Origin of the sequence: Massilia sp. PAMC28688, from assembly GCF_019443445.1 — a bacterium.
Lineage (GTDB): Bacteria > Pseudomonadota > Gammaproteobacteria > Burkholderiales > Burkholderiaceae_D > Telluria_A.
Genome location: NZ_CP080378.1, coordinates 791082 through 812895 on the forward strand (window position 1 = coordinate 791082; position 21814 = coordinate 812895).

Here is a 21814-nt window from a genome sequence, read left to right on the forward strand (position 1 = left end):
GAATCAGTATGCTATCTTTCGGAGGAAGATACTCACTGTGAAGCCATGGCAAACGAACTTCCCGCCGACATGCAAGGCAGCCTCGGAGCCGAGCTGCTCGCCCTGGCTGTCGCCAACAGCGGCACCGGCGTGTGGGACCGTGACGTGCCTGGCGGCCGCATCGTCTACTCCAGCGCATGGAAGGCGATGTTCGGCTATGGCGACGACGACATCAGCGACCGTATCGAAGACAGCTACCTGCGGGTGCACCCGGACGATCTGGCCGGGGTGCAGGCCACCATCAGCGCGCACTTCGACAACCAGGTCGACAACTACGCCGTCGAGCACCGCGTACTGTGCAAGGATGGCAGCTACAAGTGGGTGATCAGCCGTGGCAAGGTGGTGTCGCGCGATGCCGACGGCAAGCCGCTGCGCATGACGGGAGTCACCACCGACATCTCCAGCACGGTCGCATTGTCCGAAAAGCTGCGCGATTGCGCCGACCTGCTCACGCGCCTGACCGATGAAGTACCTGGCCTGGTCTACCAGTTCAAGATGGCACCGGACGGCAGTGCGCATTATTCATACGCCAGCGCCGGCATCGAAGCCATTTTCGGCATCACCGCGCAGGCAGCGTCGGCCGACGCCTCCCTCGTGGAAGGCGTGATCCACCCCGACGATATCGACACTTACCGCAGCACCCTGGCGCACTCGCGCGTAGGACTGGAACGCTGGCGGCTGCAGTTCCGGGTCATCCTGCCGGACCTGGGCGAAGGCTGGCGCGAAGTCGAAGCGACGCCGCGCAGGCTGGACGACGGCAGCACCGTTTGGCACGGCTTTGTTTCCGACATCACCCCGCACAAGCTGCTGGAACAGCAGCTCAAGGATGCGGCGGCCACGGATTTTCTCACCGGTTTGCCCAACCGGCGCCACATCATGGCGCGCATGGAGCAGGAACTGGCGCGCGTGCAGCGCGAGGCCGGGGCCACGGCTTCGGTGCTGATGTTCGACCTGGATCACTTCAAGGCCATCAACGACCAGCATGGCCACGCGGTGGGCGACGCAGTGCTGTGCCACTTCGCGGCCATATTGCAGCAGGAGCTGCGGCGTGCCGATTCCGCCGGGCGCATCGGCGGCGAGGAATTTGCGCTGATCCTGTCGGGTGCCGACATTTCCGACGCCTTCAACTTTGCCGACCGGGTGCGAGCGCGCCTGGCCGAAACGCCGCTGCTGGTCGGCGCCACCTCCCTTGCCGTGAGCGTCAGTGTGGGATTAAGCGCCATGCGTGCATGGGATCGCAGCGTGGCCAGCGCCCTGTCGCGCGCCGATGCCGCCCTCTACCAGGCAAAAGAAAGCGGCCGCAACCAGGTCAAGGTCGGCCTCTAGCCCCAAAAAAAGTCCACGGCCCCCGGAACTTATGCAAATACTTTCCCTAAACCAGGGTCAGACCACCAATCGTATAGACAATTAGTGGTCTGACCCTGGCACGAGGAAATTGATTTTGGCCCGTTTAAGTGGTCTGACCCTGGCAATAGGAAATTGAAACGAGACTATAAGGACGTTAAGGCGTCAAGATGACCTTGCGGCATTCGTCTTCCTTCTGGTCAAACATCTTGTAGCCCTCCGCCGCCTGTGACAGAGGCAGGCGATGCGAGATGATTTCGTTGGGATGCAGCTTGCCTTCCTCGATCGCTTCCAGCAGCTCGGGCATGTATTTCTGTACGTGGGTCTGCCCGGTCTTGAAGGACAAGCCTTTTTCAAATACGTCGCCAAACAGGAAGCCGTGGATGAATCCCGCATACAGACCCGGCACGCTGATGGTGCCGCCTCGGCGCGTGGCGGCAATGCACTGGCGCAGGGTCTTGCCACTGCTGCCTTCGAGCTTCATGTTGGTCATCACCGTTTCGACCGTGCTGCCCTTGGCTTCGAAACCGACAGCGTCGATCGATGCATCCACGCCCCGGTAGTCGGTGTTCTCGACGATGTATTCGGCTGCATCCACCTCGTCGAAGTTGACGGGGATGACGCCATACTTTTCACGTGCGAACTCCAGGCGAAACGGATGGTGGTCGACCATGAAGATCTTTTCAATGCCCAGCATGCGCGCCGAAGCAGCAGCCATCTGTCCAACCGGGCCTGCACCGAAAATCGCCAGACTGCCGCCCTGCCCCACACCGGTGTTGACCACAGCCTGGTAACCCGTTGGCAGGATGTCGGACAGGAACAGCACCTGTTCGTCGGTGAGGGTGATGGGGATCTTGATCGGCCCCACGTTCGCCTTGGGCACACGCACGTATTCGGCCTGGCCGCCCGGAATGCCGCCGTACAGGTGGCTGAAGCCGAACAGCGCCGCGCCCGAGCGCAGCTTCTTCTTGTTCATGATGGAGCCGCGGTCCGGATTGGTCTTCTCGCAGGCGGCAAACGCTTCCATGTCGCAGAAAAAGCAGGTGCCGCAAGCGATCACGAAGGGCACCACGACACGGTCGCCCTTCTGCAGCGCGGTCACGTTGGGGCCGGCGTCCACCACCTCACCCATGAACTCGTGACCGAGGATGTCGCCGCTTTCCATGGCGGGGATCTTGCCGCGGTACATGTGCAGGTCCGAGCCGCAGATGGCAGTGGCGGTGACCTTGAGCAAGATGTCATCCGGTTCCTGCAGAATCGGATCAGGTACGGTGTCAACCTTGACGTCGTGGCTGCCGTGATAGGTAAGTGCGCGCATGTGATGTCCCCTTTTAGAAAGATATCAGGCTAACAAGCTCGGCAGCGCGCACGAATCAGCACAGCGCGGGCCTCACGGTAGGACTGCGCTGACGAGATTTCTGGTGCGGAACTTACACGAATTTACGTGGTGATCACCCTTGCCCTGTCGAGCATTGCGTGCAGTAGAACATTGCAGCCTGCTTCGAGATGATCTGCCTTGGCGTCTTCGATCTCGTTATGGCTGATGCCATCCTTGCAGGGGACGAAGATCATGCCGGATGGGGCCAGGCGCGCTGCGTAAATGGCGTCATGGCCGGCGCCCGAGACGACATCCATGGTGGTGTAGCCCAGCTTTTCGGTCGCGGCCCGCACCGCGCCCACGCAGTCGGGATGGAAGGGGCATGGCGGATAGTAGGACACGCGTTCAATAGTGATGGCAAGACCCGAGTCGGCACGCGTCTTCTCGATAAAGGCCAGCATCTCCTCGTGCATCGTGTTGAGCAGTTCATCGTTCACATTGCGCAGGTCGATGCTGAACTTGACCTCACCCGGAATCACGTTGCGGCTGTTGGGGAATACCTGCACCATGCCGACCGTGCCCCGTCCGTAGGGCGGATAGCGGTTTGCGATCTGCACCACTTCCTGCATGATGCGCGTGGCCACCTGCAGCGCGTCCTTGCGCAAGCCCATGGGCGTGGGCCCCGCATGCGCTTCCATGCCGGTCACCACGCAGTCGTACCACGACAGTCCCATCACGGCCGGAACCACGCCAATGACCTTGTCGGCGTCTTCCAGCACCGGACCCTGCTCGATATGCGTCTCAAAATAGGCGCCAATCGGGTGCTGCCCGGGCACCTGTTCACCCATGTAGCCGATGCGCGCCAGTTCGCCGCGCACGGTCTTGCCTTCCGTGTCCCGGGCAGCGTACGCAGTCTCCAGGCTGAAAGCCCCGCAAAACACGCCCGACCCCATCATCACCGGCACAAAGCGCGAGCCCTCCTCATTGGTCCAGAAAGCCACTTCCAGCGGCGCCTCGGTTTCGATGCCCCTGTCGTTGAGGGTGCGGACAACTTCCAGGCCCGCGAGAACGCCATAGTTGCCATCGAATTTCCCGCCAGTTGGCTGGGTGTCGATATGACTGCCCGTCATCACCGGTGGCAGCGAAGGGTCGCGACCTTCGCGCCGCATGAACACATTGCCGATCTGGTCGACCGTGATCGACAGCCCCGCTTCCCTGGCCCAGCCAACCACCAGGTCGCGCCCCTGCTTGTCCAGGTCCGTGAGGGCCAGCCGTTTGACGCCGCCTTTTGGCGTGGCGCCGATCTTTGCCAGTTCCATCAGCGAAGCCCACAGGCGTTCGCCGTTAATGCGCAAGTCGTTCATAAGTCCTCTGCAGGGTTCAGGCGTGAATTTTCGTGAATGCGGGGCGGTCGATATGCTTGCCGGCGCCTTGCACCGCGCGCAGATCGCCACGTTCGAATACCACCTTGCCGGCCGAGAGGGTGTACGTAGGGATGCCCTTCACGGTGCGCCCTTCAAACACGTTGAAGCCGCCCTTGGCAAACTGCGTCCTGGCCGAGATGGTGCGCGTGCCGTCCGGGTCCCAGACCACGATGTCGGCGTCCGCACCCACCGCGATCACGCCCTTGCGTGGGTACATATTGAAAATCTGCGCGGCGTTGGTGGATGTGACTTTGACAAATTCCGAGGGCGTCAGCTTGCCGGTGTTGACGCCGGCGTCCCACACCACCGACATGCGGTCTTCCACGCCGCCGCAGCCATTCGGGATTTTCGTGAAGTCGTCCTTGCCGGCCGCCTTTTGCTCTGCACAGAAGGTGCAATGGTCGGTGGCGGTGGTGTGCAGGTTCCCGCCCTGCAGCCCCTGCCACAGCGCGGCCTGATGGTGCTTGCCGCGAAACGGTGGACTCATGACGTGGCCGCGCGCGTATTCGAGGTCCGGGCTGCGGTACACGCTGTCGTCAATGACCAGGTGGCCGGCCAGCGCCTCACCATACACGCGCTGACCCTTGGCGCGGGCACGGGCGATATTATCGAGCGACTCCGCGCAGGACACGTGTACGATGTACAGCGGCGTGCCAAGCACGTTGGCAATGGCAATGGCCCGGTTGGCCGCCTCGGCCTCCACTTCCGGTGGACGCGACAGGGGATGCGCGGCAGGACCGGTGATACCCTTGCGCAGCAGGTCCTGCTGCAGCTGGAATACCAGCTCGCCGTTCTCTGCGTGTACCGTGGGGATGGCGCCCAGCTCCAGCGCGCGGGTAAAACTCTTTACCAGCGTTTCGTCGTCCGCCATGATCGCATTCTTGTACGCCATGAAGTGCTTGAAGCTGTTGACACCGTGCTCGCGCACCAGCGTCCCCATGTCGGCGTGTACCGAATCGTCCCACCACGTGACCGCCACGTGGAAAGTGTAGTCGCCAGCCGACTTGGCAGCCCAGCCGCGCCAGGTGTGGTACGCCTCGAGCAGCGGCTGCTGCGGGTCCGGTATGACGAAATCCATGATGGTCGTGGTACCGCCGGCCAGGCCGGCGGCGGTCCCGGTAAAGAAGTCGTCAGCCGTCACGGTGCCCATGAAGGGCAGCTGCATGTGGGTGTGGGTATCGATCCCGCCGGGAATCACATACTGGCCGCTGGCGTCAATCACCGTGGCACCGCTGGAACTGAGCTGCTCGCCCACCGCCACCACCTTGCCGTCGGCGATCAGTACATCAGCCTTGAACGCGCAATCGGCATTGACGACCGTGCCGCCGCGAATAATCGTAGTCATGAATTTCGTCTCCAGATGATTGATCAGGCCGGGCGCATTACCGGTACCGCCCTGCCCTTCATGAGAACCCCGTACACCACCGCTGAAATGGCGATGCCGACGAACCATGCATAGGTATACAGCGTCTTGAACACGTCGCCGACATCCTGGAAAGAGGCCGGGAAGGCGGCGTTGAGGAAGCCGGGAATATTGGGCAGCACACCGGCCGCGAAAGCGATGATCGCCGCCATGTTCCAGCCGCTGGCATAGGAATAGGCGCCATCTTCCACATACAGCTGGGCGACATCGAGTTCGGTCCTGCGCACCAGGTAGTAGTCCACAATCAGCACCCCGGCAATGGGACCAAGCAGCGCAGAGTAGCCAATCAGCCAGGTGAAGATGTAGCCCTGGGTCGATTCCAGGATTTTCCAGGGCATCATCACGAGGGCGATGCCGGCCGTGATATAGCCACCCGTGCGATACGAAATGTGGCGCGGCGACAAGGCCGAGAAATCATAGGCCGGGCCCACCAGGTTGGCAGCCAGGTTCACCGACACGGTATCGATCAGCAGCACAATGAGGGCGATCAGCACGGCCGCGCCGGTCATGCGGCTGGCCAGGTCCACCGGGTCCCAGATCGCCTTGCCGTACAAGACCACGGTGGCCGACGTGACGATCACGGCCAGCATGGCCAGCAGGCCCATTGGCACCGGCAGTCCGACCGACTGGCCGATGATCTGGTCGCGCTGGGTCCTGGCAAAGCGCGTGAAGTCCGGGATGTTCAGCGCCAGCGTGGCCCAGAAGCCGACCATGGCGGTGAGCGACGGCCAGAAGGTACTCCAGAACTGGCCGGCTTTTGCGCCGCCCTCCACGAACTGGGACGGCTGGTCCAGCAGCGGGCCAAAGCCGCCCGCCTTGTTGTACACCCAGCCAAGCAGCACGAAGCAGATCAGGATCTTGAGCGGCGCGGTCCAGGTTTCGAGCTTGCGGATCGACTCCATGCCGTGCACGATGTACCAGAACTGGATGGCCCAGAAGGCGAGAAAGCACGCCAGCTGCGCGCCGTTGATGCCCAGGCCGGCGATCCGGTCGCCACCGATCTCGCCACCCATCATCACACCGAGCAGGGTGTAGATCATGCTGCCGCCAAACCAGGTCTGGATGCCGTACCAGCCGCAGGCGACGATGGCGCGCATGAGCGCCGGCAGCTTGGCGCCGGCGGTGCCGAACGAAGCGCGGGCCAGCACCGCGTATGGAATGCCGTACTTGGTTCCGGCGTGGCCGATCAGGAGCATCGGCACCAGCACGATGGTGTTAGCAATGAACACCGTGATCACGGCCTGGTAGGCGGACATGCTGCCTTCGATCAAGCTGGCCGACAGGGTATAGGCCGGGATACACATCACCATCCCCACCCACAGCGCCGCGAAGTGATACCAGAGCCAGGTGCGCTGGGCCGCCGTGGTGGGCGCGAGGTCTTCGTTCCAGAGTTGCGTTTTTGCTGACAGGTCCGTGCTCACAGATCGATCTCCAGGAAAAGTGGTCCGCCGAAGCTTTGTATCTGAACTGACGACTGGCCTCAGCCTACCACTTCAGCTCGCGGATTGCGCGGATCCTGGGTCCAGTTCATGTAATTTTTGCCTGTCTGTTGCGGCACCATGGTAATGCACGCCTCCACCGGGCAGGTAATCTCGCACAGGTTGCAGCCGACGCACTCCGATTTGATGACTTCATAGGTGCGCACGCCGCTGGCCGCATCGATCAGCTGCGCGATCGACTGGTGCGAGGTGTCTTCGCAGGCGACGTAGCATTTGCCGCACTTGATGCACTTGTCCTGGTCGATCTGCGCAATGACGGCATAGTTCATGTCCAGGTATTTCCAGTCGGTGGTGTTGGGTACGGCCTTGCGCGAAAATTCCGCAATGCTCTGGTAGCCCTTCTCGTCCATCCAGCGCGACAGGCCATCCTTCATCTCCTGCACGATCCGAAAGCCATGCAGCATGGCGGCGGTACACACCTGCACCGAACCGGCGCCCAGGGCGATGAATTCGGCCGCGTCGCGCCAGTTGCCAATGCCGCCAATGCCGGAAATCGGCAACCCCGCCGTGACCGGGTCGCGCGCAATCTCGGCCACCATGTTCAAGGCGATGGGCTTGACGGCCGAGCCGCAATAGCCACCGTGGGTGCTGGCATTGCCTACCACCGGGAACGCCACCATGCGATCCAGATCCAGGTGGGTGATGGAATTGATGGTATTGATCAGCGAGACCGCATCGGCACCACCGGCCAGGGCCGCGCGCGCCGGTGCCCGCACGTCGGTGATGTTGGGCGTGAGCTTGACGATGACGGGCAGGCGCGAATGCTTCTTGCACCACGCCGTGACCATTTGCACATACTCGGGCACCTGGCCAACTGCCGCGCCCATGCCCCGCTCCGGCATGCCGTGCGGGCAGCCGAAATTGAGCTCGATTCCATCGGCGCCGGTCGCCTCCACCTTGGGCAAAATCTCGGCCCACAGCTTTTCCTCGCATGGCAGCATGAGCGACACGATCATGGCGCGGTCCGGCCAGTCGCGCTTGACCTGGGTGATCTCCATCAGGTTGATTTCGAGGCTGCGGTCGGTGATCAGCTCAATGTTATTAAAGCCGAGCACTTCGCGGTTCTTGCCGTAGTGCGCGGAGTAGCGCGAGGACACATTGACCGCCGGTGGATCCTCGCCCAGCGTTTTCCACACCACGCCGCCCCAACCCGCCTCAAAAGCGCGCACCACGTTGTAGGCCTTGTCGGTCGGCGGCGCGGAGGCCAGCCAGAAGGGGTTGGGCGATTTGATGCCGCAAAAGTCGATGCTCAGGTCAGCCATTATGCAGCCCCCACTGTGGATTGGATATCGTTATGAATGGCGATTGCCGCCAGCTTCCCGTGCTGCACCGCCTGCACCGTCAGGTCCTGCCCGGGTGCCACGCAGTCGCCCCCCGCATAGATGCCTGGCAGCGCCGTGCGGAAGTGGCCGTCGACGTTGATCTTGTCGCCGCTGCGGGTGATGTGACGCGCCATCTCGTCCGACAGGCCCACCGCATCCATGCTCTGGCCAATGGCCTTGAACACCGCATCGGCCGCGATCTCGATAAAGCTGCCCATGCCGGTCAGGCGGCCGTCGATCATGCGCGTCTCTTCAAAACGCATGCCGCATACGCGGCCGGCGTCGTCCAGCAGCACGTCGAGCGGCGCGGCCCAGGTTTTGATGCGCACCTGGTTCATCTTGGCGATATCCTGCTCGTGATGCGTTGCAGTCATGGATTCGTAACCGCGGCGGTAGACCAGCGTCACGTCTTCTGCCCCCATGCGCTTGATCTGCACCGCCATGTCGATGGCCGTATTGCCGGCCCCGATCACGATGGCGCGGCGCGGCACCGGCAGCGATGCCAGGTCGCTCGCCTGGCGTAGATGTGCGATGTAGTCCACCGCTGCCATCAGTCCCGGCGCATCTTCGCCGGTCAGGCCAAGCTGGCGGCTCGCATTCAGGCCCAGACCCAGGAACACGGCATCGTACCGGGCATGCAGGTCCTGAAGATGAAGGTTCACACCCAGCGTGTGGCCATGGCGCACCTCGATGCCGCCAATGGAAAGCAGGAACGCCACTTCCTGCTGCGCAAAGTCGCCAGGCAGCTTGTACTTGGCAATCCCGTATTCATTGAGTCCGCCGGACTTTTGACGCGCCTCGAACACCACCACGTCGTTGCCCAGCATCGCCAGCCGGTGCGCGCACGACAGGCCAGCCGGACCGGCACCGACCACCGCGATGGTCTTTCCGGTGGCCGGCGCGCGCTCGAACGGGTGCGCGGCAAAGCGCGCGTTGTCGAGCGCATAGCGCTGCAGCAGGCCGATTTTGACCGGCTGCCCTTCTTCATCATGATTGCGCACGCAGGCGTCTTCACACAGGATCTCGGTGGGGCACACGCGCGCGCAGGCGCCACCAAAGATGTTTGCCTTCAGGATGCCCGCCGCCGCGCCGTTGATGTTCTGGTCGTGGATGTTGCGGATGAAGCTTGCCACGTCGATCTCGGTGGGGCAGATGCGGGTGCACGGCGCGTCGTAGCAGTACAGGCAGCGCGCCGCTTCAATGGCGGCCCGGCGCTCGGTGAGCGGCGGCGCCAGGTCGGTGAAGTGCTCGGCCAGTTCACTGTTCGATCCACGCGCCTGCGGCAGGTGTTTGAGTGATTCAATCATGTGCGTTCCAGGGTCCTGTTATGGTTTTTTATGTCATCCACTACTGCTGCGTGAAATATTATTTCATCTGCGGGAACGCGAATTCCACGCCCGCGCTGGCCGTATTGGGCCAGCGCTGCATCACCGCCTTGTGGCGCGTGTAGAACCGCACGCCTTCAGGGCCGTAGGCGTGATGGTCGCCAAACAGGCTGCGCTTCCATCCGCCAAAACTGTTGAATGCCATCGGCACCGGCAGCGGCACATTCACCCCCACCATGCCGACCTGGATCTGGCGCACGAACTCGCGCGCGGTGCCGCCGTCGCGGGTGTAGATCGCCACCCCGTTGCCGTACTCGTTGGCGTTGATCAGGTTGACTGCGGTGGCCACGTCCGGCGCGCGCACCACGCACAGCACCGGTCCAAAGATCTCTTCCTTGTAGATCGTCATGTCGGGCGTGACGTGGTCAAACAGCGTGCCGCCCACGAAGAAGCCGTTCTCGCAGCCGGCCACCTTGCACTCACGCCCATCGACCACCAGGGTCGCGCCCTGCTCCACCCCTTCGCCAATCAGTTTTTCAATGCGCTGCTTGGCCGCCGCCGTCACCACGGGCCCCATTTCGGCATCGGCCGCCATGCCGTCGGCGATCTTGAGGGCGGCCGTGCGTTCGGCCAGCGCGCCAATGAGCTTGTCGCCTGAGTCGCCCACCGCCACCACGACCGAAATGGCCATGCAGCGCTCGCCCGCAGAACCGAAAGCGGCCCCGATCAGCGCATCCACCGCCATGTCCATGTCGGCGTCCGGCATCACCACCATGTGGTTCTTGGCGCCGCCCAGGGCCTGCACGCGCTTGCCGTTGGCGGTGCCGCGCGAGTAGATGTATTGAGCGATTGGCGTGGAGCCGACAAAGCTGATGGCCTGCACATCGCGGTGTTCGAGCAGCGCGTCCACGGTCACCTTGTCGCCCTGGACCACATTGAACACGCCGTCCGGCAGGCCGGCATCCTTGAGCAGCTTTGCGTGCAGCAGCGAGGCCGAAGGATCACGCTCGGACGGCTTGAGCACGAAGGTATTGCCGCAGGCGATAGCGACCGGGAACATCCACATGGGCACCATCACCGGGAAGTTAAACGGCGTGATGCCAGCCACCACACCGAGCGCCTGGCGCATGGACCAGGCGTCGATACCGCGCGAAATCTGGTCGGTGAATTCGCCCTTGAGCAGATGTGGAATGCCGACGGCGAATTCCACCATCTCGATCCCGCGTGCGACCTCGCCCTGTGCATCGCTGAAGGTCTTGCCATGTTCGCGCGTGAGCATGGCCGCAAATTCGTCCGTATGCTCCTGGCACAGCTGCAGATACTTGAACAGCACGCGCGCGCGCGTCAATGGCGGCGTGGCCGACCAGGCCGGGAAAGCTGCGGCTGCTGCGGCGACGGCGGTGTCGACTTCTTCGGCCGTGCCCAGCGCCACCCGGGCACACGGCACGCCTTGGGCCGGGTTGAACACGTCGGCGTAGCGGCCGCTGGCCGTGTCGACCAGGGCGCCGTTGATGTAATGCGAGATCGTTTCGAGATTGCTCATGATTAGTCCAGGTTCTTCAGTACGGTGGCAAGCTTGCCGAACAACTCGTCGATGTGCGCTTTTTCAAGCACCAGCGGTGGCGACAGGGCGATGATGTCGCCGGTGGTGCGAATCAGGATACCGTCGGCAAAGGCCTGCTTGAAGGCGCTGAAAGCGCGCGCGCCGGGCTTGCCGTCGATGGGCTGCAGCTCGATGCCGGCGATCAGGCCAATGGTGCGGATGTCGATCACATGCGGCAGACCCTTGAGCGAATGGACAGCATCTGCCCAGTACTGCTGCATCGACGCCGCGTGGGTCAGGATGTCCTGCTCCTGGAATACCTCGATGGTCGCCAGTGCCGCGGCGCAGGCCAGCGGATGGCCTGAATAGGTATAGCCATGGAACAGTTCAATGCCGGCCGGGCCGTCCATGAAGGTATCGTGAATGTGCTTTTTGGTGAACACGGCGCCCATTGGCACCGTGGCGTTGGTCAAGCCCTTGGCCACCGTGACCATGTCCGGTTCCACGTCAAAGTAGTCGAACGCGAACGGGGTGGTAAGGCGCCCGAAGCCGGTGATGACCTCGTCGAAAATAAGCAGGATGCCATGCTTGGTGCACAGCTCGCGCAGGCGCTTGAGGTAGCCCTTGGGGGGAATGAGCACACCGGTGGAACCGGCCACCGGCTCGACGATGACGGCGGCAATGGTCGATGCGTCGTGCAGCGCGACGATGCGCTCCAGGTCATCGGCCAGGTGCGCGCCGTATTCCGGCTCGCCGCGGGTGAACGCATTCTTTTCGAGGTTGTGCGTGTGCGGCAGGTGGTCTACCCCGGGCAGCAGGGGGCCGAAGGTGCGGCGGTTGCCGCCGATGCCGCCGACCGAAATGCCGCCGAAGCCCACGCCATGATAGCCGCGCTCGCGGCCGATCAGGCGCGTACGCCCCGCCTCGCCGCGTGCGCGGTGGTACGCCAGCGCCATCTTCAGTGCCGTGTCCACGGCTTCGGAGCCGGAGTTGGTGTAGAACACGTGGCCGAATTTGTGGCCCGTGTATTCCATGAGCTTTTCGGCCAGGTTGAACGCAGCCGGATGCCCCATCTGGAAAGTGGGCGCAAAGTCGAGCTGGCCCACCATCTGGCGCACGGCCTCGATGATTTTGGGCTGATTGTGGCCGCAAGGGACGCACCACAAGCCGGCGGTGCCATCGAGCACGGAGCGGCCGTCCACATCCTTGTAATACATCCCTTCGGCGGAAACGAGCAGACGGGGGTTGGTCTTGTAGTCGCGATTGTTCGTAAATGGCATCCAGAACGATGCCATTGAGTCGGGTTTTGCCTCGTGCATGAAACTCTCCAATGATTTTTACCGGCAAAAAAATAATTTACCAGTTGGCAAAATGATGATGCAATAATAGTCAGCAGTACAACTATGGCACATATACACAAACTGCAAAACTCGCCAACCGTATCGGTGGCGCAAACAATACAGTTTGGTGAGGTACTCGCAGGAGGATGGTTTTATGGATCAGAATGAGGCGCTGTGGCCGGTCCTGGAGATCGATCGCGGCAAGCGCGGCAGCTTGGTTGATCAGATTGTGGCAGCCATCAGCGACATGGTAAACAGGCGTTCGCTGCGGGTCGGCACCAAAATGCCTTCCGTTAGACGTTTCGCAAAGTGTAATGGCGTGAGCACCTTCACCGTGGTCGAATCCTACGACCGCCTGCTCACCCTTGGCCTGCTGTCATCACGCCGCGGCTCGGGTTTTTACGTGGCCCGCAGTGAGGTGACGGCGGCGCCCATGCCCGTTGCGCTGCAGGCCACGCCGGTTGCCATCGACGCGCTTGCGCCGGACCTGTATTCGGGCGTATCCGATGCCCTGCCGGTGGGCGCCGGCTGGCTGCCGCCTGAATGGTATGGCGAGACCACCATCCTCGACGCGGTGCGCCACGCCATGAAGATACCGGCCAACCGCCTGCGCGGCTACGGTCATCCGCTGGGGTTTCCCACCCTGCGCCAGCATATGGCCACCAGCCTGTCGGCGGAACTGTTCCAGGTCGGCGCCGACCAGATCATGCTCACCAACGGCGCCACGCATGCCTTTGACCTCATCCTGCGCACGCTCACCAAGCCGGGCGACACCGTGCTGGTGGAAGACCCGGGCTACAGCAACCTGATCTCGCTGGTGCGCCACCACGGCTGCATCCCGGTGGGCATCGCGCGCGGTGAACATGGGCTGGACATGGACATGCTCGCGCGCCAAGCTGCAGCCACCCAGCCCAAACTCATGTTCGTCAACACGGTGCTGCACAATCCGCTCGGCACCTCGCTGTCGCAGGCGCAGGCGCACCGGCTGCTGGCACTGGCCGAGCAATTCGATTTCTGGCTGGTGGAAGACGATATCTACCGCGAGCTGGCCGCGCGCGGCGAAGCGTCGCTGGCGGCCATGGACGGCCTGCGCCGCGTGATCCGGGTGGGCAGCTTTTCCAAGACCCTGTCGCCGGTGCTGCGGGTGGGTTCCATCAGCTGCTCCAATTCGCTGGCGCCGGAACTGCTGCGCGTGAAAATGCTCACCGGCCTGACCACCTCCGAAATCAACGAGCGCGCCGTGTACCACGCCATCTCGGCGCGCCCCTATCGCAAGATGGTCGAACGCCTGGTCGACCAGTTATCCAGCGCGCGCGAGCGCACCATCGAGCGGCTCGAGGAAGCGGGCATGATGCCATTGGCGCGGCCGCGCGGCGGCATGTTCGTCAGCGCCGGCTGGGCGCAGGCGCCGGGCGCTTCGCTCAATGGCAAGCTGGCGGCGGACCGCGCGCTGGCGGCCGGCATCCTGCTTTCGCCGGGCGAATTCTTTTCGCTGAGGGAGCCGTCCACCGTCTGGTTCCGCTTCAATGCCGCATACGCCGCCGATGCCCCGGCGCTGACTGCCTTCCTGCAAACGCTACGCTGAAAGAGACCATGGCTACTTCCGGAAACGATACCGAAGCGCGCACCGCATCGCAGCGGCGGATGCAAAATCGCGACAAGCTCGAAGCCGACATCCTCGCCGAAGCGGTGCGCGTGTTTGCCGAAGCGGGCTATGAAGGCGCGTCGATTGCCACCGTGGCCGAGAATACGGGGTTGTCCAAGCAGAACCTGATGTACTACTTCCCCACCAAGCAGGCGCTGTACCAACGGGTGCTCGACGGCGTGCTCGATGACTGGCTTGAACGCATGGACAGCCTGGCCGACCCGGAGCGCGAGCCGCGTGACGTGTTACGGGCCTACATCCAGGCCAAGCTGCGCTTTTCGCGCGAGCAGCCGTGGGCGTCGCGCGTGTATGCCATGGAAGTGATCAGCGGCGCGCAGCTGTATGGAGAGCAGATCCAGAAGCGCGTGGTGCCGCTGCTGCGCAAGGACATCGACGTATTCGAGCGCTGGATCGGCGAAGGCAGGATCGGCCAGGTGAACGCCACCCACCTGCTGTTCGCCATCTGGGCGATGACCCAGTCCTACGCCGACTTCGCGACCCAGATGGCCCTGGTACTTAATCGCAAGCAATTGTCGAAAAAGGACTTTGATGATGCAGAGAACATGATCACCAACATGGTCCTGGCAGCTGTAGCGCTCCCGGCCGCATAATTCAGCCTTCAAAACAATTTCCTACAGGCGGGGTCAGACCACTTAAACCGACCAAAATCAATTTCCCCACGGCGGGGTCAGACCACTTAAACCGCGCAAAATCAATTGTTCCGCGTCATAAGTGGTACCGCTGCGAGGCGTAATACCCCTTCTTCCGGCCAAATTTGTCGGCGATTTCCTGGCCAGCCTGCGACAGAATCTTAACCGCGAGTGAGGCGGAAAGTTGTATAGACAAAAAGTGGTCTGACCCTGGTTTATGGAAATAAAATGAGAAAGTTCCGGTCGCTGCCGGCTTTTTTGATGGGCACCACGGGGGCAATTCAGTCACCGCGCCTTGCCACATCGTGTATGCTTTCCGGCAATAGCAACCCGACCACGTCTTGTATATGCCAGGCTTCGATTCCACGCCCATTGACACGCCCAGGCTGATCCTGCGCCAGCTGACCCTGGCCGATGCGCCTGGCCTGTATGCCATTTTTTCAGACGCGGAAGTGACCCGCTACTGGAGTACTCCGCCCTGGGCGGCGCTGGCCGAGGCCGAAGCGTCGATTCGCGAGTCACTCGAGCACTACCAGGGCAACGAGAACCTGCGCCTGGCCATCACGCTCAAGGATAGCGGCGCGCTGGTGGGTGTCATCAGCCTGTATCGCATCCAGCAATCGAACCGGCGCGCCGATATCGGCTACGCCCTGGCCCGCGCTCACTGGCGCTGCGGCTACCTGAGCGAGGCAATGGAGGCCTTCATCGGCCATGCCTTCGGCGCGCTCGATCTGAACCGCATCGAAGCCGATATCGACCCGCGCAACACGGCTTCGCGCCAGCTGCTGGAGAAGATGGCCTTTGCGCGCGAGGGCTACATGCGCGAGCGCTGGATCGTCAATGGCGAAGTGTGCGACACCGCTTTCTACGGCCTGCTGCGGCGCGACTGGGATGCACGCGCATGAGCGGTCTGCGTATCGCAGCGGCGCAGTCGCATTCGGTCGATGGCGACATCGCCGCCAACCTCGCGCGTCACCTGCTGTTCATCGAAGCTGCCGCCCAGGCGAAGACCGGCTTGCTGGTGTTCCCCGAACTCTCCCTCACCGGTTATCTGCCGCAGCAGCTGGCCGAGCTGGCGGTAACGCCCGATGATCCGCGCTTTGCCGATATCCGCGCCGCAGCTGCCTGCCACGGCATGACCATCGTGGTGGGCGCACCCCTGGCCAGCGCCGCGGGCAAGCCGCATATTGGCGTGATCGCCTTCCACCCCGGCGGCCACACCAGCACCTACCGCAAGCACTTCCTGTATCAGGACGAGGAGCGCTACGCCGCGCCGGGCAGCGCCATCAGCCAGGTGATCGATGTGCGGGCGGTCCCCGTGGCCCTGGCGGTCTGCTACGATGTCAGAGACCAGCGCCACCCGCACGCCGCCGTAATGGCCGGGGCGACAATTTATGCGGCAGGTTCGGTCGTCACCCCTGGCGGCATTGAACAGGAGCTGGCCACCCTCAGGCACTATGCGAGCCTGTTCAGCATGGGTATCCTGTTTGCCAATCACGCGCGCCGCACCGGCGCCTTTGATTGCGCAGGCCGCAGCAGCATCTGGTTGCCAGACGGGCAATTGCTGGTGCAGGCGCCCGGCCAGGGCGAGTGCCTGGTGACGGGCGACGAGGACAACGGCGCCGTCATCGCGGTGGCAACCTGACGCACCACTGGCCCCCGCCAGCTACCGCATAACCCCCGAAACCGACCGTTCGTCGTATGGCCATGGCAACGCCAGTTGCTGCTTGGTACAGTGACTCCATCGACAAACCCACCGGAGAACACCATGACGCACAATACCGCTTTCACCAATTTCTACGCAACGCTGCAGGAAATCGGCCGCGCCCTCTCGCGCGCCGCACGCTACGGCGCAGACGCGGTGGCGACCATGTCGTGGCCGGCGCTGGCTGTGGCCTGCCTGCTGATTGCGTTTGCCGTGACCATCCTGCCCTTGGCCCTGTTCCTGTTCGTGACGTTCATGCTGATCAAGCTGATCGCCAGCTCGCTGGCCGAGCGGCGCGAACGCGGCGCGCCAACCCCGTACCGCGCCACCGACGACAAGGAACTGTAAATCGTGCAGGCCAGCCAGATCAATAAATTCATGGACCTGCTGCGCGACGTGGTCGGCGAGGCGCGGGTCCTGTGGTGGAATTTTTTTGACTGGCTGGCCGTGGTCGAGTGGCGCAAGCTCAATATCACCTGCGCTCTCGCGGTGCTGGTAGGCGCGATGTTCCAGGTGACCGAGCCGGCCATCTCGTTCGCACTCATTTCCATCGGCGTCAAGACGCTCGCCGGCGGCAAGCGCAAGGCCGAACTGGCGGCCCGGGTGGCGACCGACGAAGCCGGCGTGGCAACGCTGGAACGCCGCCTGCTCGAAGCCCAGATGGCCACCCTGCAGGCCCAGGTCGAGCCCCACTTTCTGTTCAATACCCTGGCCCTGATCGGTCAGCTGATCGAGACCAATCCGGCCGAAGCGGCCAGGGTCCACATGCATCTGATTGATTACCTGCGCGCGACGCTGCCGCAAATGCGCTCGTCCGGCGGCGGCACGCTGGGCCGCCAGGTGCAGCTGTCGCGCGCTTATCTGGCCATCATGCAGGCGCGCATGAAGGAGCGGCTGGAAGTATGCTTCGATGTGCCGGACTACCTGGAGCAGGCGCCCTTTCCACCCATGATGCTCGTCACCCTGATCGAAAACGCCATCAAGCACGGCCTGGAACCGAAGATTGAAGGGGGCCGCATTACCGTGACGGCGCGCCTGATCGACACCAGCCTGTATGTCAGTGTGCGCGACAATGGCGTGGGCTTCAATATGCACGCCAATGATGGCGTAGGCCTGGCCAATATCCGCGAGCGCCTGCGCCTGCTGTTCGACGAGCGCGCGGAGCTGATCATCGAGGCGCCCATGGACGGCGGGGCGCTGGCCACCATTCGCGTCCCCTTCTCCATGCAGGAAAAAACATCATGACTACTGCCACGACACCGGTACGCGCCCTGATCGTTGATGACGAGGCCCCCATGCGCGACCAGCTGCGCGCCCGTCTGCGCGACGTGTGGCCGGAGCTCGAGATCATGGGCGAAGCATCGAATGGCCTCGATGCGGTCACGATGTCCAGGCAGCTCCAGCCCGATATCGTGTTCCTGGATATCCGCATGCCTGGCCAGAGCGGCATCGAGGCGGCGCGCCACCTGCACAGCCACTGCCACATCGTGTTCGTCACCGCCTACGACCAGTACGCGGTCGACGCCTTCGAGCACGGCGCCATGGATTATCTGCTCAAGCCCGTGTCGGCCGAGCGCCTGGCCACGACCTGCCAGCGGCTGCGCCAGCGCCTGGCAGCGCCGCGCGAGGATATTGGCGGCAAGCTCGATGAACTGACCAAACTGCTGCAGCACGGCCCGGCGGTGACACCGCGCTATCTGCGCTGGATCCAGGCCCAGGTGGGCAACAGCCTGCGCATGATCAGCACCAGGGAAATCCTGTTCTTCCAGTCGGACGATAAATATACGCTGGTGCAGACCATGCAGGCTGAAATGCTGATCCGTAAAACGCTCAAGGAACTGGCCGACGAACTCGACCCGGACGAGTTCTGGCGCATCCACCGCTCAACGCTGGTGCGGGTGGACGCGATTGCTGAAGTGACGCGGGACGAACGCGGGCGCCAGATGCTCAGAGTCCGTAATTTCCCTACCGCACTGGAAGTAAGCCGCAATCACGCCCACCTGTTCCAGCAAATGTAGCCGGAAGACGACGCCACTGCACAAACCGGCCCGGTGACGCGGTCCGGGGCGCCCCCCGTGCACCGCACGATGTATGATTGACACTGGCCGTGGTGGCCGTCCAATCTCATCGGGAGCGTGAAAATGTCTTCAGTGAACAACGGCATCAGATCCACCCTCATCCCCTGCCTGATCTACCGCGACGCGCCGGCCGCCATCGCGACCTTGTGCGAGGTATTTGGCTTCACCGAGAAAGTTGTGATACCGGGCGAGAACAATACCGTGCATCATGCCGAGCTGGCACTCGGCAACGGCATGCTCATGCTTGGCTCGGTCCAGCACCAGACCCCGTTCGGTCGGCTGATGGACGCCCCGACGGCCGGGCAAACGCAAACGCAAAGCGTGTATGCCGTCGTTCCCGATCCCGATGCCGTGTACGAACGCGTCAAGCGCGCCGGCATGGCAATCCTGATCGAGATCAAGGACGAAGATTACGGCGGGCGCGGCTTCACGTGCCGCGACCAGGAAGGTCACATCTGGTCGGTCGGCAGCTACGATCCATTCGCCTAGAAAGGAACCCAATGTCACGCGCAGTGCACTTTGAAATCCATGCCTCCAACCCGCAGACCCTGATCGATTTTTACAGCGGCCTGTTTGGCTGGACCTTCAACCGGTGGGAAGGCGGCGAATACTGGATGATCCAGACCGGTGCCGATGACCAGCGCGGCATCAATGGCGGCCTGATGCCGCGCCGCGGCGACCTGCCGCATGCCACCGCTGCCATCAACGCCTTTGTGATCACGGTCGACGTCGACCAGCTCGACCCGGTGGTCGACAAGGCCACGGCGTCCGGCGGCTCGGTGGCGCTGCCCAGGATGCCGGTGCCGGGCATCGGCTGGCTGGCCTATCTCAAAGACCCGGACGGCAATATCTTCGGCGTGATGCAATCGGACCCGGAGGCCGCATGAGCGCCGACGAACAAGCTATCCGCGCGCTGATCGCACGCTGGCTGCAGGCCACGCACGACGGCAACATCGACGAGGTTCTGGCGCTGATGGCGCCCGATGCCATCTTCCTTACTGCCGGCCAGCCCCCCATGCAGGGGCACCAGGCGTTTGCCGACACCTTGCGCCACGTATTGAACGACAACGTGGTCGAATCGAACAGCGAGATCGATGAAATCGAGATCGAAGGTGACATGGCTTACTGTCGCTCCACGCTGGAAGTGACGATTGTGTCCAAACATGGCAAGCTGCCGCTGCGCCGCACCGGGCACACGCTGACCATCTTGCGCAAGGATGCCGCCGGCACCTGGCATGTGACGCGCGACGCCAACATGCTGGCGTAGCTTACAGGGTCGCCATGTTTGAGCTTGCCGTAGATCGGCGTCTCGATAAGGCCCGGGCTGATGCTGTTGACGCGGATGCTGCGCGATGGAGGTGAGAATGACGCTCGACGGGTTGTTCAGTAGCGCCAGCCTGCTTTGCACGGAGTAGACGACGCATGTGAAATTGACGCCGATCTGTTCACCGAGATTGGCACCATCCACGTCCGGCAGGACCGGCGGCCGGGCGAAGCCTGCAGGGGCCCGCTCGCGACAAGGCAATAACAGCGCTCATGACAGCGCAGCGACAAGACCCTGATCGGCTACCTGCACGGCGCGAATGCGGATCGCTTCACTGTACAGCGGTGGCATGTGAGCACACAGCGCGTCCAGCTCCTCCTGCGGCAGCGAAGGCAGCACGTACTGGAACTGGTGCGGATTGGAAGGGGGCAGCGGGCCCTCCATGGTGGAACCATACGCGCCCAGATTCATGATGCTGTGGGCGGATGCATCCGGCCCCCGTGCGAAGACGAATGTACCCTCCCGGGGATGCGCCAGGTAGTTGCGCACTTCATGCTGGGCTTCTTCGTTCGCACCTTCCATCAGCCGATAGCGCAGCTGGGCGTAGCGGCGAGTGCACTCCATGAACGCCGTGCAGATGGCAGACTGCGCCAGCCGTCCGGGGGCGCACAGCAGCAGGTTGCCAAAAGGGTCGAGCAAGGCAACCGCGTCGCCACCGCCCCCCTGCGCCCTGTCCTGCTCCATGGCGCGCAGCAGATAGGGCGCCAGGCCAGCATCGGGCTGCAGTGGCTTGCTGCGGTATGCAAGCGCGTCGAGATACAGCATCTTGAGCGCACGCAGGATGCGGTGGCCGGGCGGCAGCGTCGCGGGATCCTTCGGCACGGCACGCGGCAGGTCGGCATTCACCTGCGCCCTCACCTTGTCGTTGGTAGCCTCGAAGACCAGCGCGCACAGGGCCTGGGTCGGTTCCGAAATCGTTTTACCGATAAAGAACGATCTCGGTGCATGGCCCGATCCCTCGCGCGCGAAGCACGAGGCCCCCAGCACCGCCGGATAAAAGAAGCGCGCCGCCGCCACTGGCCGCAACGGTTCCGGCAAGCTGGTAAAAGTGAAGCGCGCATCGTGGTTGATGCCGGCGGTGGCATCGTTGGCACCGGCCACCACATTGAAGCCTGCGGCGAGGATCGCACCCGCGCACATGGCGCACGGATCAAGCGAAGTAACGATTGTCATCTCGTGCGGCGGTGGCAGGTCGGCACCACGCGCGCGTTCAGCAAAATACCAGTCGATCAGCTGGCGCTCGCCGTGGGCAGTGGGATCGAACACCAGCCCCCCGCACATCACATTATTTTGCAGTGCCTTGTGGACGTTGCCATGGTGGTCGAGCAGCACGCCACCGACCCCGAACGTTCCCTGGGTCCTGGCGGCGATGGCCTGGCTGGCGGCCATGGCGACCGCCGTCTGTACGTCAATGGCGCGTTTGAGCACTTACTTGTTTAAATCCCGGCTATTGAAGGCATTCGGCAGCTGGCCGGCCGCCGTCGTTTCCAGAATGTCGCCCTGCAGGTTGGTCAGTACAACCGGCAGATCATCGCCACCCAGTTCCACGATCACCTGGCGGCAGGCGCCGCACGGCGCGATGGGACCGTCGGTAGCACCGATGACCGCCAGCGCACTGAAGTCGCCCGGCTTGTAGCCATGCGCGATAGCCGAGAAGAACGCGGTGCGCTCGGCGCAGTTGCACAAGCCGTACGATGCGTTTTCCACGTTACAGCCGCGGAAGATGCGGCCATCCTTGCATTCCAGTGCTGCCCCGACCTGGAACTTCGAGTACGGCACATAGGCCAGCGCACGCGCGGCCGAGGCTTCGGCGATCAGTTTTTCGTATTTCATGA

At 63.0% G+C, this 21814-nt stretch carries 21 protein-coding genes; 11 read left to right on the forward strand and 10 right to left on the reverse strand.

Going from position 1 to position 21814, the window contains the following annotated elements; genetic code table 11:
* Positions 1–45: 45 nt before the first annotated feature.
* Positions 46–1365 (forward strand): sensor domain-containing diguanylate cyclase, encoded by a 1320-nt coding sequence (locus tag KY495_RS03470; protein ID WP_229518487.1) that lies wholly within the window; start codon positions 46–48, stop codon positions 1363–1365.
* A 175-nt stretch (positions 1366–1540) separates the two neighbouring features.
* Here KY495_RS03470 and KY495_RS03475 read toward each other — a convergent pair whose 3' ends face one another.
* The 8 genes from KY495_RS03475 to KY495_RS03510 form a co-directional block, all read right to left on the reverse strand.
* On the reverse strand, positions 1541–2701 hold the full coding sequence (locus KY495_RS03475; RefSeq protein WP_219882370.1) for a zinc-dependent alcohol dehydrogenase: 1161 nt from the start codon (positions 2699–2701) through the stop codon (positions 1541–1543).
* Positions 2702–2823: 122 nt separating this feature from the next.
* On the reverse strand, positions 2824–4065 hold the full coding sequence (locus tag KY495_RS03480) for a Zn-dependent hydrolase (protein ID WP_219882371.1): 1242 nt from the start codon (positions 4063–4065) through the stop codon (positions 2824–2826).
* Positions 4066–4081: 16 nt separating this feature from the next.
* A complete protein-coding gene (gene hydA, locus KY495_RS03485; RefSeq protein ID WP_219882372.1) occupies positions 4082–5470 on the reverse strand; it encodes a dihydropyrimidinase in 1389 nt (462 codons plus the stop codon).
* 23 nt (positions 5471–5493) lie between these two features.
* On the reverse strand, positions 5494–6969 hold the full coding sequence (locus tag KY495_RS03490) for an NCS1 family nucleobase:cation symporter-1 (RefSeq protein WP_219882373.1): 1476 nt from the start codon (positions 6967–6969) through the stop codon (positions 5494–5496).
* A gap of 59 nt (positions 6970–7028) precedes the next feature.
* Positions 7029–8309, reverse strand: coding sequence for an NAD-dependent dihydropyrimidine dehydrogenase subunit PreA (gene preA / locus KY495_RS03495; protein ID WP_219882374.1), 1281 nt, complete (start codon positions 8307–8309; stop codon positions 7029–7031).
* Positions 8309–9676 (reverse strand): NAD(P)-dependent oxidoreductase, encoded by a 1368-nt coding sequence (locus tag KY495_RS03500; protein WP_219882375.1) that lies wholly within the window; start codon positions 9674–9676, stop codon positions 8309–8311. Before KY495_RS03500 ends, preA begins: the two co-directional genes overlap by 1 nt.
* A 58-nt stretch (positions 9677–9734) precedes the next feature.
* A complete protein-coding gene (locus KY495_RS03505; protein ID WP_219882376.1) occupies positions 9735–11237 on the reverse strand; it encodes a CoA-acylating methylmalonate-semialdehyde dehydrogenase in 1503 nt (500 codons plus the stop codon).
* Between the two features lie 2 nt (positions 11238–11239).
* Entirely contained in the window at positions 11240–12556 is a 1317-nt protein-coding gene (locus KY495_RS03510) for an aspartate aminotransferase family protein (protein WP_219882377.1), read from the reverse strand.
* A gap of 175 nt (positions 12557–12731) precedes the next feature.
* Between KY495_RS03510 and KY495_RS03515 the strand changes: the two genes are divergently transcribed.
* The 10 genes from KY495_RS03515 (at position 12732) to KY495_RS03560 (ending at position 19922) form a co-directional block, all read left to right on the forward strand.
* The gene (locus tag KY495_RS03515; RefSeq protein ID WP_219882378.1) at positions 12732–14162 is read left to right on the forward strand and encodes a PLP-dependent aminotransferase family protein; all 1431 of its coding nucleotides are present in this window, start codon (positions 12732–12734) and stop codon (positions 14160–14162) included.
* Positions 14163–14170: 8 nt separating this feature from the next.
* Positions 14171–14833 (forward strand): TetR/AcrR family transcriptional regulator, encoded by a 663-nt coding sequence (locus KY495_RS03520; protein WP_219882379.1) that lies wholly within the window; start codon positions 14171–14173, stop codon positions 14831–14833.
* Positions 14834–15219: 386 nt separating this feature from the next.
* Entirely contained in the window at positions 15220–15777 is a 558-nt protein-coding gene (locus KY495_RS03525; protein WP_219882380.1) for a GNAT family N-acetyltransferase, read from the forward strand.
* Entirely contained in the window at positions 15774–16517 is a 744-nt protein-coding gene (locus tag KY495_RS03530) for a carbon-nitrogen hydrolase family protein (RefSeq protein WP_229518488.1), read from the forward strand. Before KY495_RS03525 ends, KY495_RS03530 begins: the two co-directional genes overlap by 4 nt.
* 123 nt (positions 16518–16640) lie before the next feature.
* Positions 16641–16925, forward strand: a complete 285-nt coding sequence (locus KY495_RS03535; RefSeq protein ID WP_219882381.1) for a hypothetical protein — start codon at positions 16641–16643, stop codon at positions 16923–16925.
* A gap of 3 nt (positions 16926–16928) precedes the next feature.
* Positions 16929–17822, forward strand: coding sequence for a sensor histidine kinase (locus KY495_RS03540; protein WP_219882382.1), 894 nt, complete (start codon positions 16929–16931; stop codon positions 17820–17822).
* The gene (locus tag KY495_RS03545; protein WP_219882383.1) at positions 17819–18595 is read left to right on the forward strand and encodes a LytTR family DNA-binding domain-containing protein; all 777 of its coding nucleotides are present in this window, start codon (positions 17819–17821) and stop codon (positions 18593–18595) included. Before KY495_RS03540 ends, KY495_RS03545 begins: the two co-directional genes overlap by 4 nt.
* Before the next feature lie 123 nt (positions 18596–18718).
* Positions 18719–19144, forward strand: coding sequence for a VOC family protein (locus tag KY495_RS03550; RefSeq protein ID WP_219882384.1), 426 nt, complete (start codon positions 18719–18721; stop codon positions 19142–19144).
* 11 nt (positions 19145–19155) lie between these two features.
* Entirely contained in the window at positions 19156–19542 is a 387-nt protein-coding gene (locus tag KY495_RS03555) for a VOC family protein (RefSeq protein WP_219882385.1), read from the forward strand.
* The gene (locus KY495_RS03560) at positions 19539–19922 is read left to right on the forward strand and encodes an SgcJ/EcaC family oxidoreductase (RefSeq protein WP_219882386.1); all 384 of its coding nucleotides are present in this window, start codon (positions 19539–19541) and stop codon (positions 19920–19922) included. The genes KY495_RS03555 and KY495_RS03560 overlap by 4 nt, the downstream gene beginning before the upstream one ends.
* A gap of 267 nt (positions 19923–20189) precedes the next feature.
* Here KY495_RS03560 and KY495_RS03565 read toward each other — a convergent pair whose 3' ends face one another.
* Both KY495_RS03565 and KY495_RS03570 read right to left on the reverse strand, forming a co-directional pair.
* Entirely contained in the window at positions 20190–21407 is a 1218-nt protein-coding gene (locus KY495_RS03565; RefSeq protein ID WP_229518489.1) for a nucleoside deaminase, read from the reverse strand.
* The gene (locus KY495_RS03570; protein WP_219882387.1) at positions 21408–21812 is read right to left on the reverse strand and encodes a cytidine deaminase; all 405 of its coding nucleotides are present in this window, start codon (positions 21810–21812) and stop codon (positions 21408–21410) included.
* Between the last annotated feature and the right edge of the window lie 2 nt (positions 21813–21814).

What these genes read in the sequence shown, in the direction of transcription:
- KY495_RS03510 (WP_219882377.1), bottom strand. Translation starts at nt 12,556, where the DNA reads ATGCACGAGGCAAAACCCGACTCAATGGCATCGTTCTGGATGCCATTT.
- KY495_RS03545 (WP_219882383.1), top strand. Translation starts at nt 17,819, where the DNA reads ATGACTACTGCCACGACACCGGTACGCGCCCTGATCGTTGATGACGAG.
- KY495_RS03550 (WP_219882384.1), top strand. Translation starts at nt 18,719, where the DNA reads ATGTCTTCAGTGAACAACGGCATCAGATCCACCCTCATCCCCTGCCTG.
- preA (WP_219882374.1), bottom strand. Translation starts at nt 8,309, where the DNA reads ATGGCTGACCTGAGCATCGACTTTTGCGGCATCAAATCGCCCAACCCC.
- KY495_RS03475 (WP_219882370.1), bottom strand. Translation starts at nt 2,701, where the DNA reads ATGCGCGCACTTACCTATCACGGCAGCCACGACGTCAAGGTTGACACC.
- KY495_RS03570 (WP_219882387.1), bottom strand. Translation starts at nt 21,812, where the DNA reads ATGAAATACGAAAAACTGATCGCCGAAGCCTCGGCCGCGCGTGCGCTG.
- KY495_RS03560 (WP_219882386.1), top strand. Translation starts at nt 19,539, where the DNA reads ATGAGCGCCGACGAACAAGCTATCCGCGCGCTGATCGCACGCTGGCTG.
- KY495_RS03500 (WP_219882375.1), bottom strand. Translation starts at nt 9,676, where the DNA reads ATGATTGAATCACTCAAACACCTGCCGCAGGCGCGTGGATCGAACAGT.
- hydA (WP_219882372.1), bottom strand. Translation starts at nt 5,470, where the DNA reads ATGACTACGATTATTCGCGGCGGCACGGTCGTCAATGCCGATTGCGCG.
- KY495_RS03525 (WP_219882380.1), top strand. Translation starts at nt 15,220, where the DNA reads ATGCCAGGCTTCGATTCCACGCCCATTGACACGCCCAGGCTGATCCTG.
- KY495_RS03480 (WP_219882371.1), bottom strand. Translation starts at nt 4,065, where the DNA reads ATGAACGACTTGCGCATTAACGGCGAACGCCTGTGGGCTTCGCTGATG.
- KY495_RS03535 (WP_219882381.1), top strand. Translation starts at nt 16,641, where the DNA reads ATGACGCACAATACCGCTTTCACCAATTTCTACGCAACGCTGCAGGAA.
- KY495_RS03555 (WP_219882385.1), top strand. Translation starts at nt 19,156, where the DNA reads ATGTCACGCGCAGTGCACTTTGAAATCCATGCCTCCAACCCGCAGACC.
- KY495_RS03505 (WP_219882376.1), bottom strand. Translation starts at nt 11,237, where the DNA reads ATGAGCAATCTCGAAACGATCTCGCATTACATCAACGGCGCCCTGGTC.
- KY495_RS03520 (WP_219882379.1), top strand. Translation starts at nt 14,171, where the DNA reads ATGGCTACTTCCGGAAACGATACCGAAGCGCGCACCGCATCGCAGCGG.
- KY495_RS03530 (WP_229518488.1), top strand. Translation starts at nt 15,774, where the DNA reads ATGAGCGGTCTGCGTATCGCAGCGGCGCAGTCGCATTCGGTCGATGGC.
- KY495_RS03470 (WP_229518487.1), top strand. Translation starts at nt 46, where the DNA reads ATGGCAAACGAACTTCCCGCCGACATGCAAGGCAGCCTCGGAGCCGAG.
- KY495_RS03515 (WP_219882378.1), top strand. Translation starts at nt 12,732, where the DNA reads ATGGATCAGAATGAGGCGCTGTGGCCGGTCCTGGAGATCGATCGCGGC.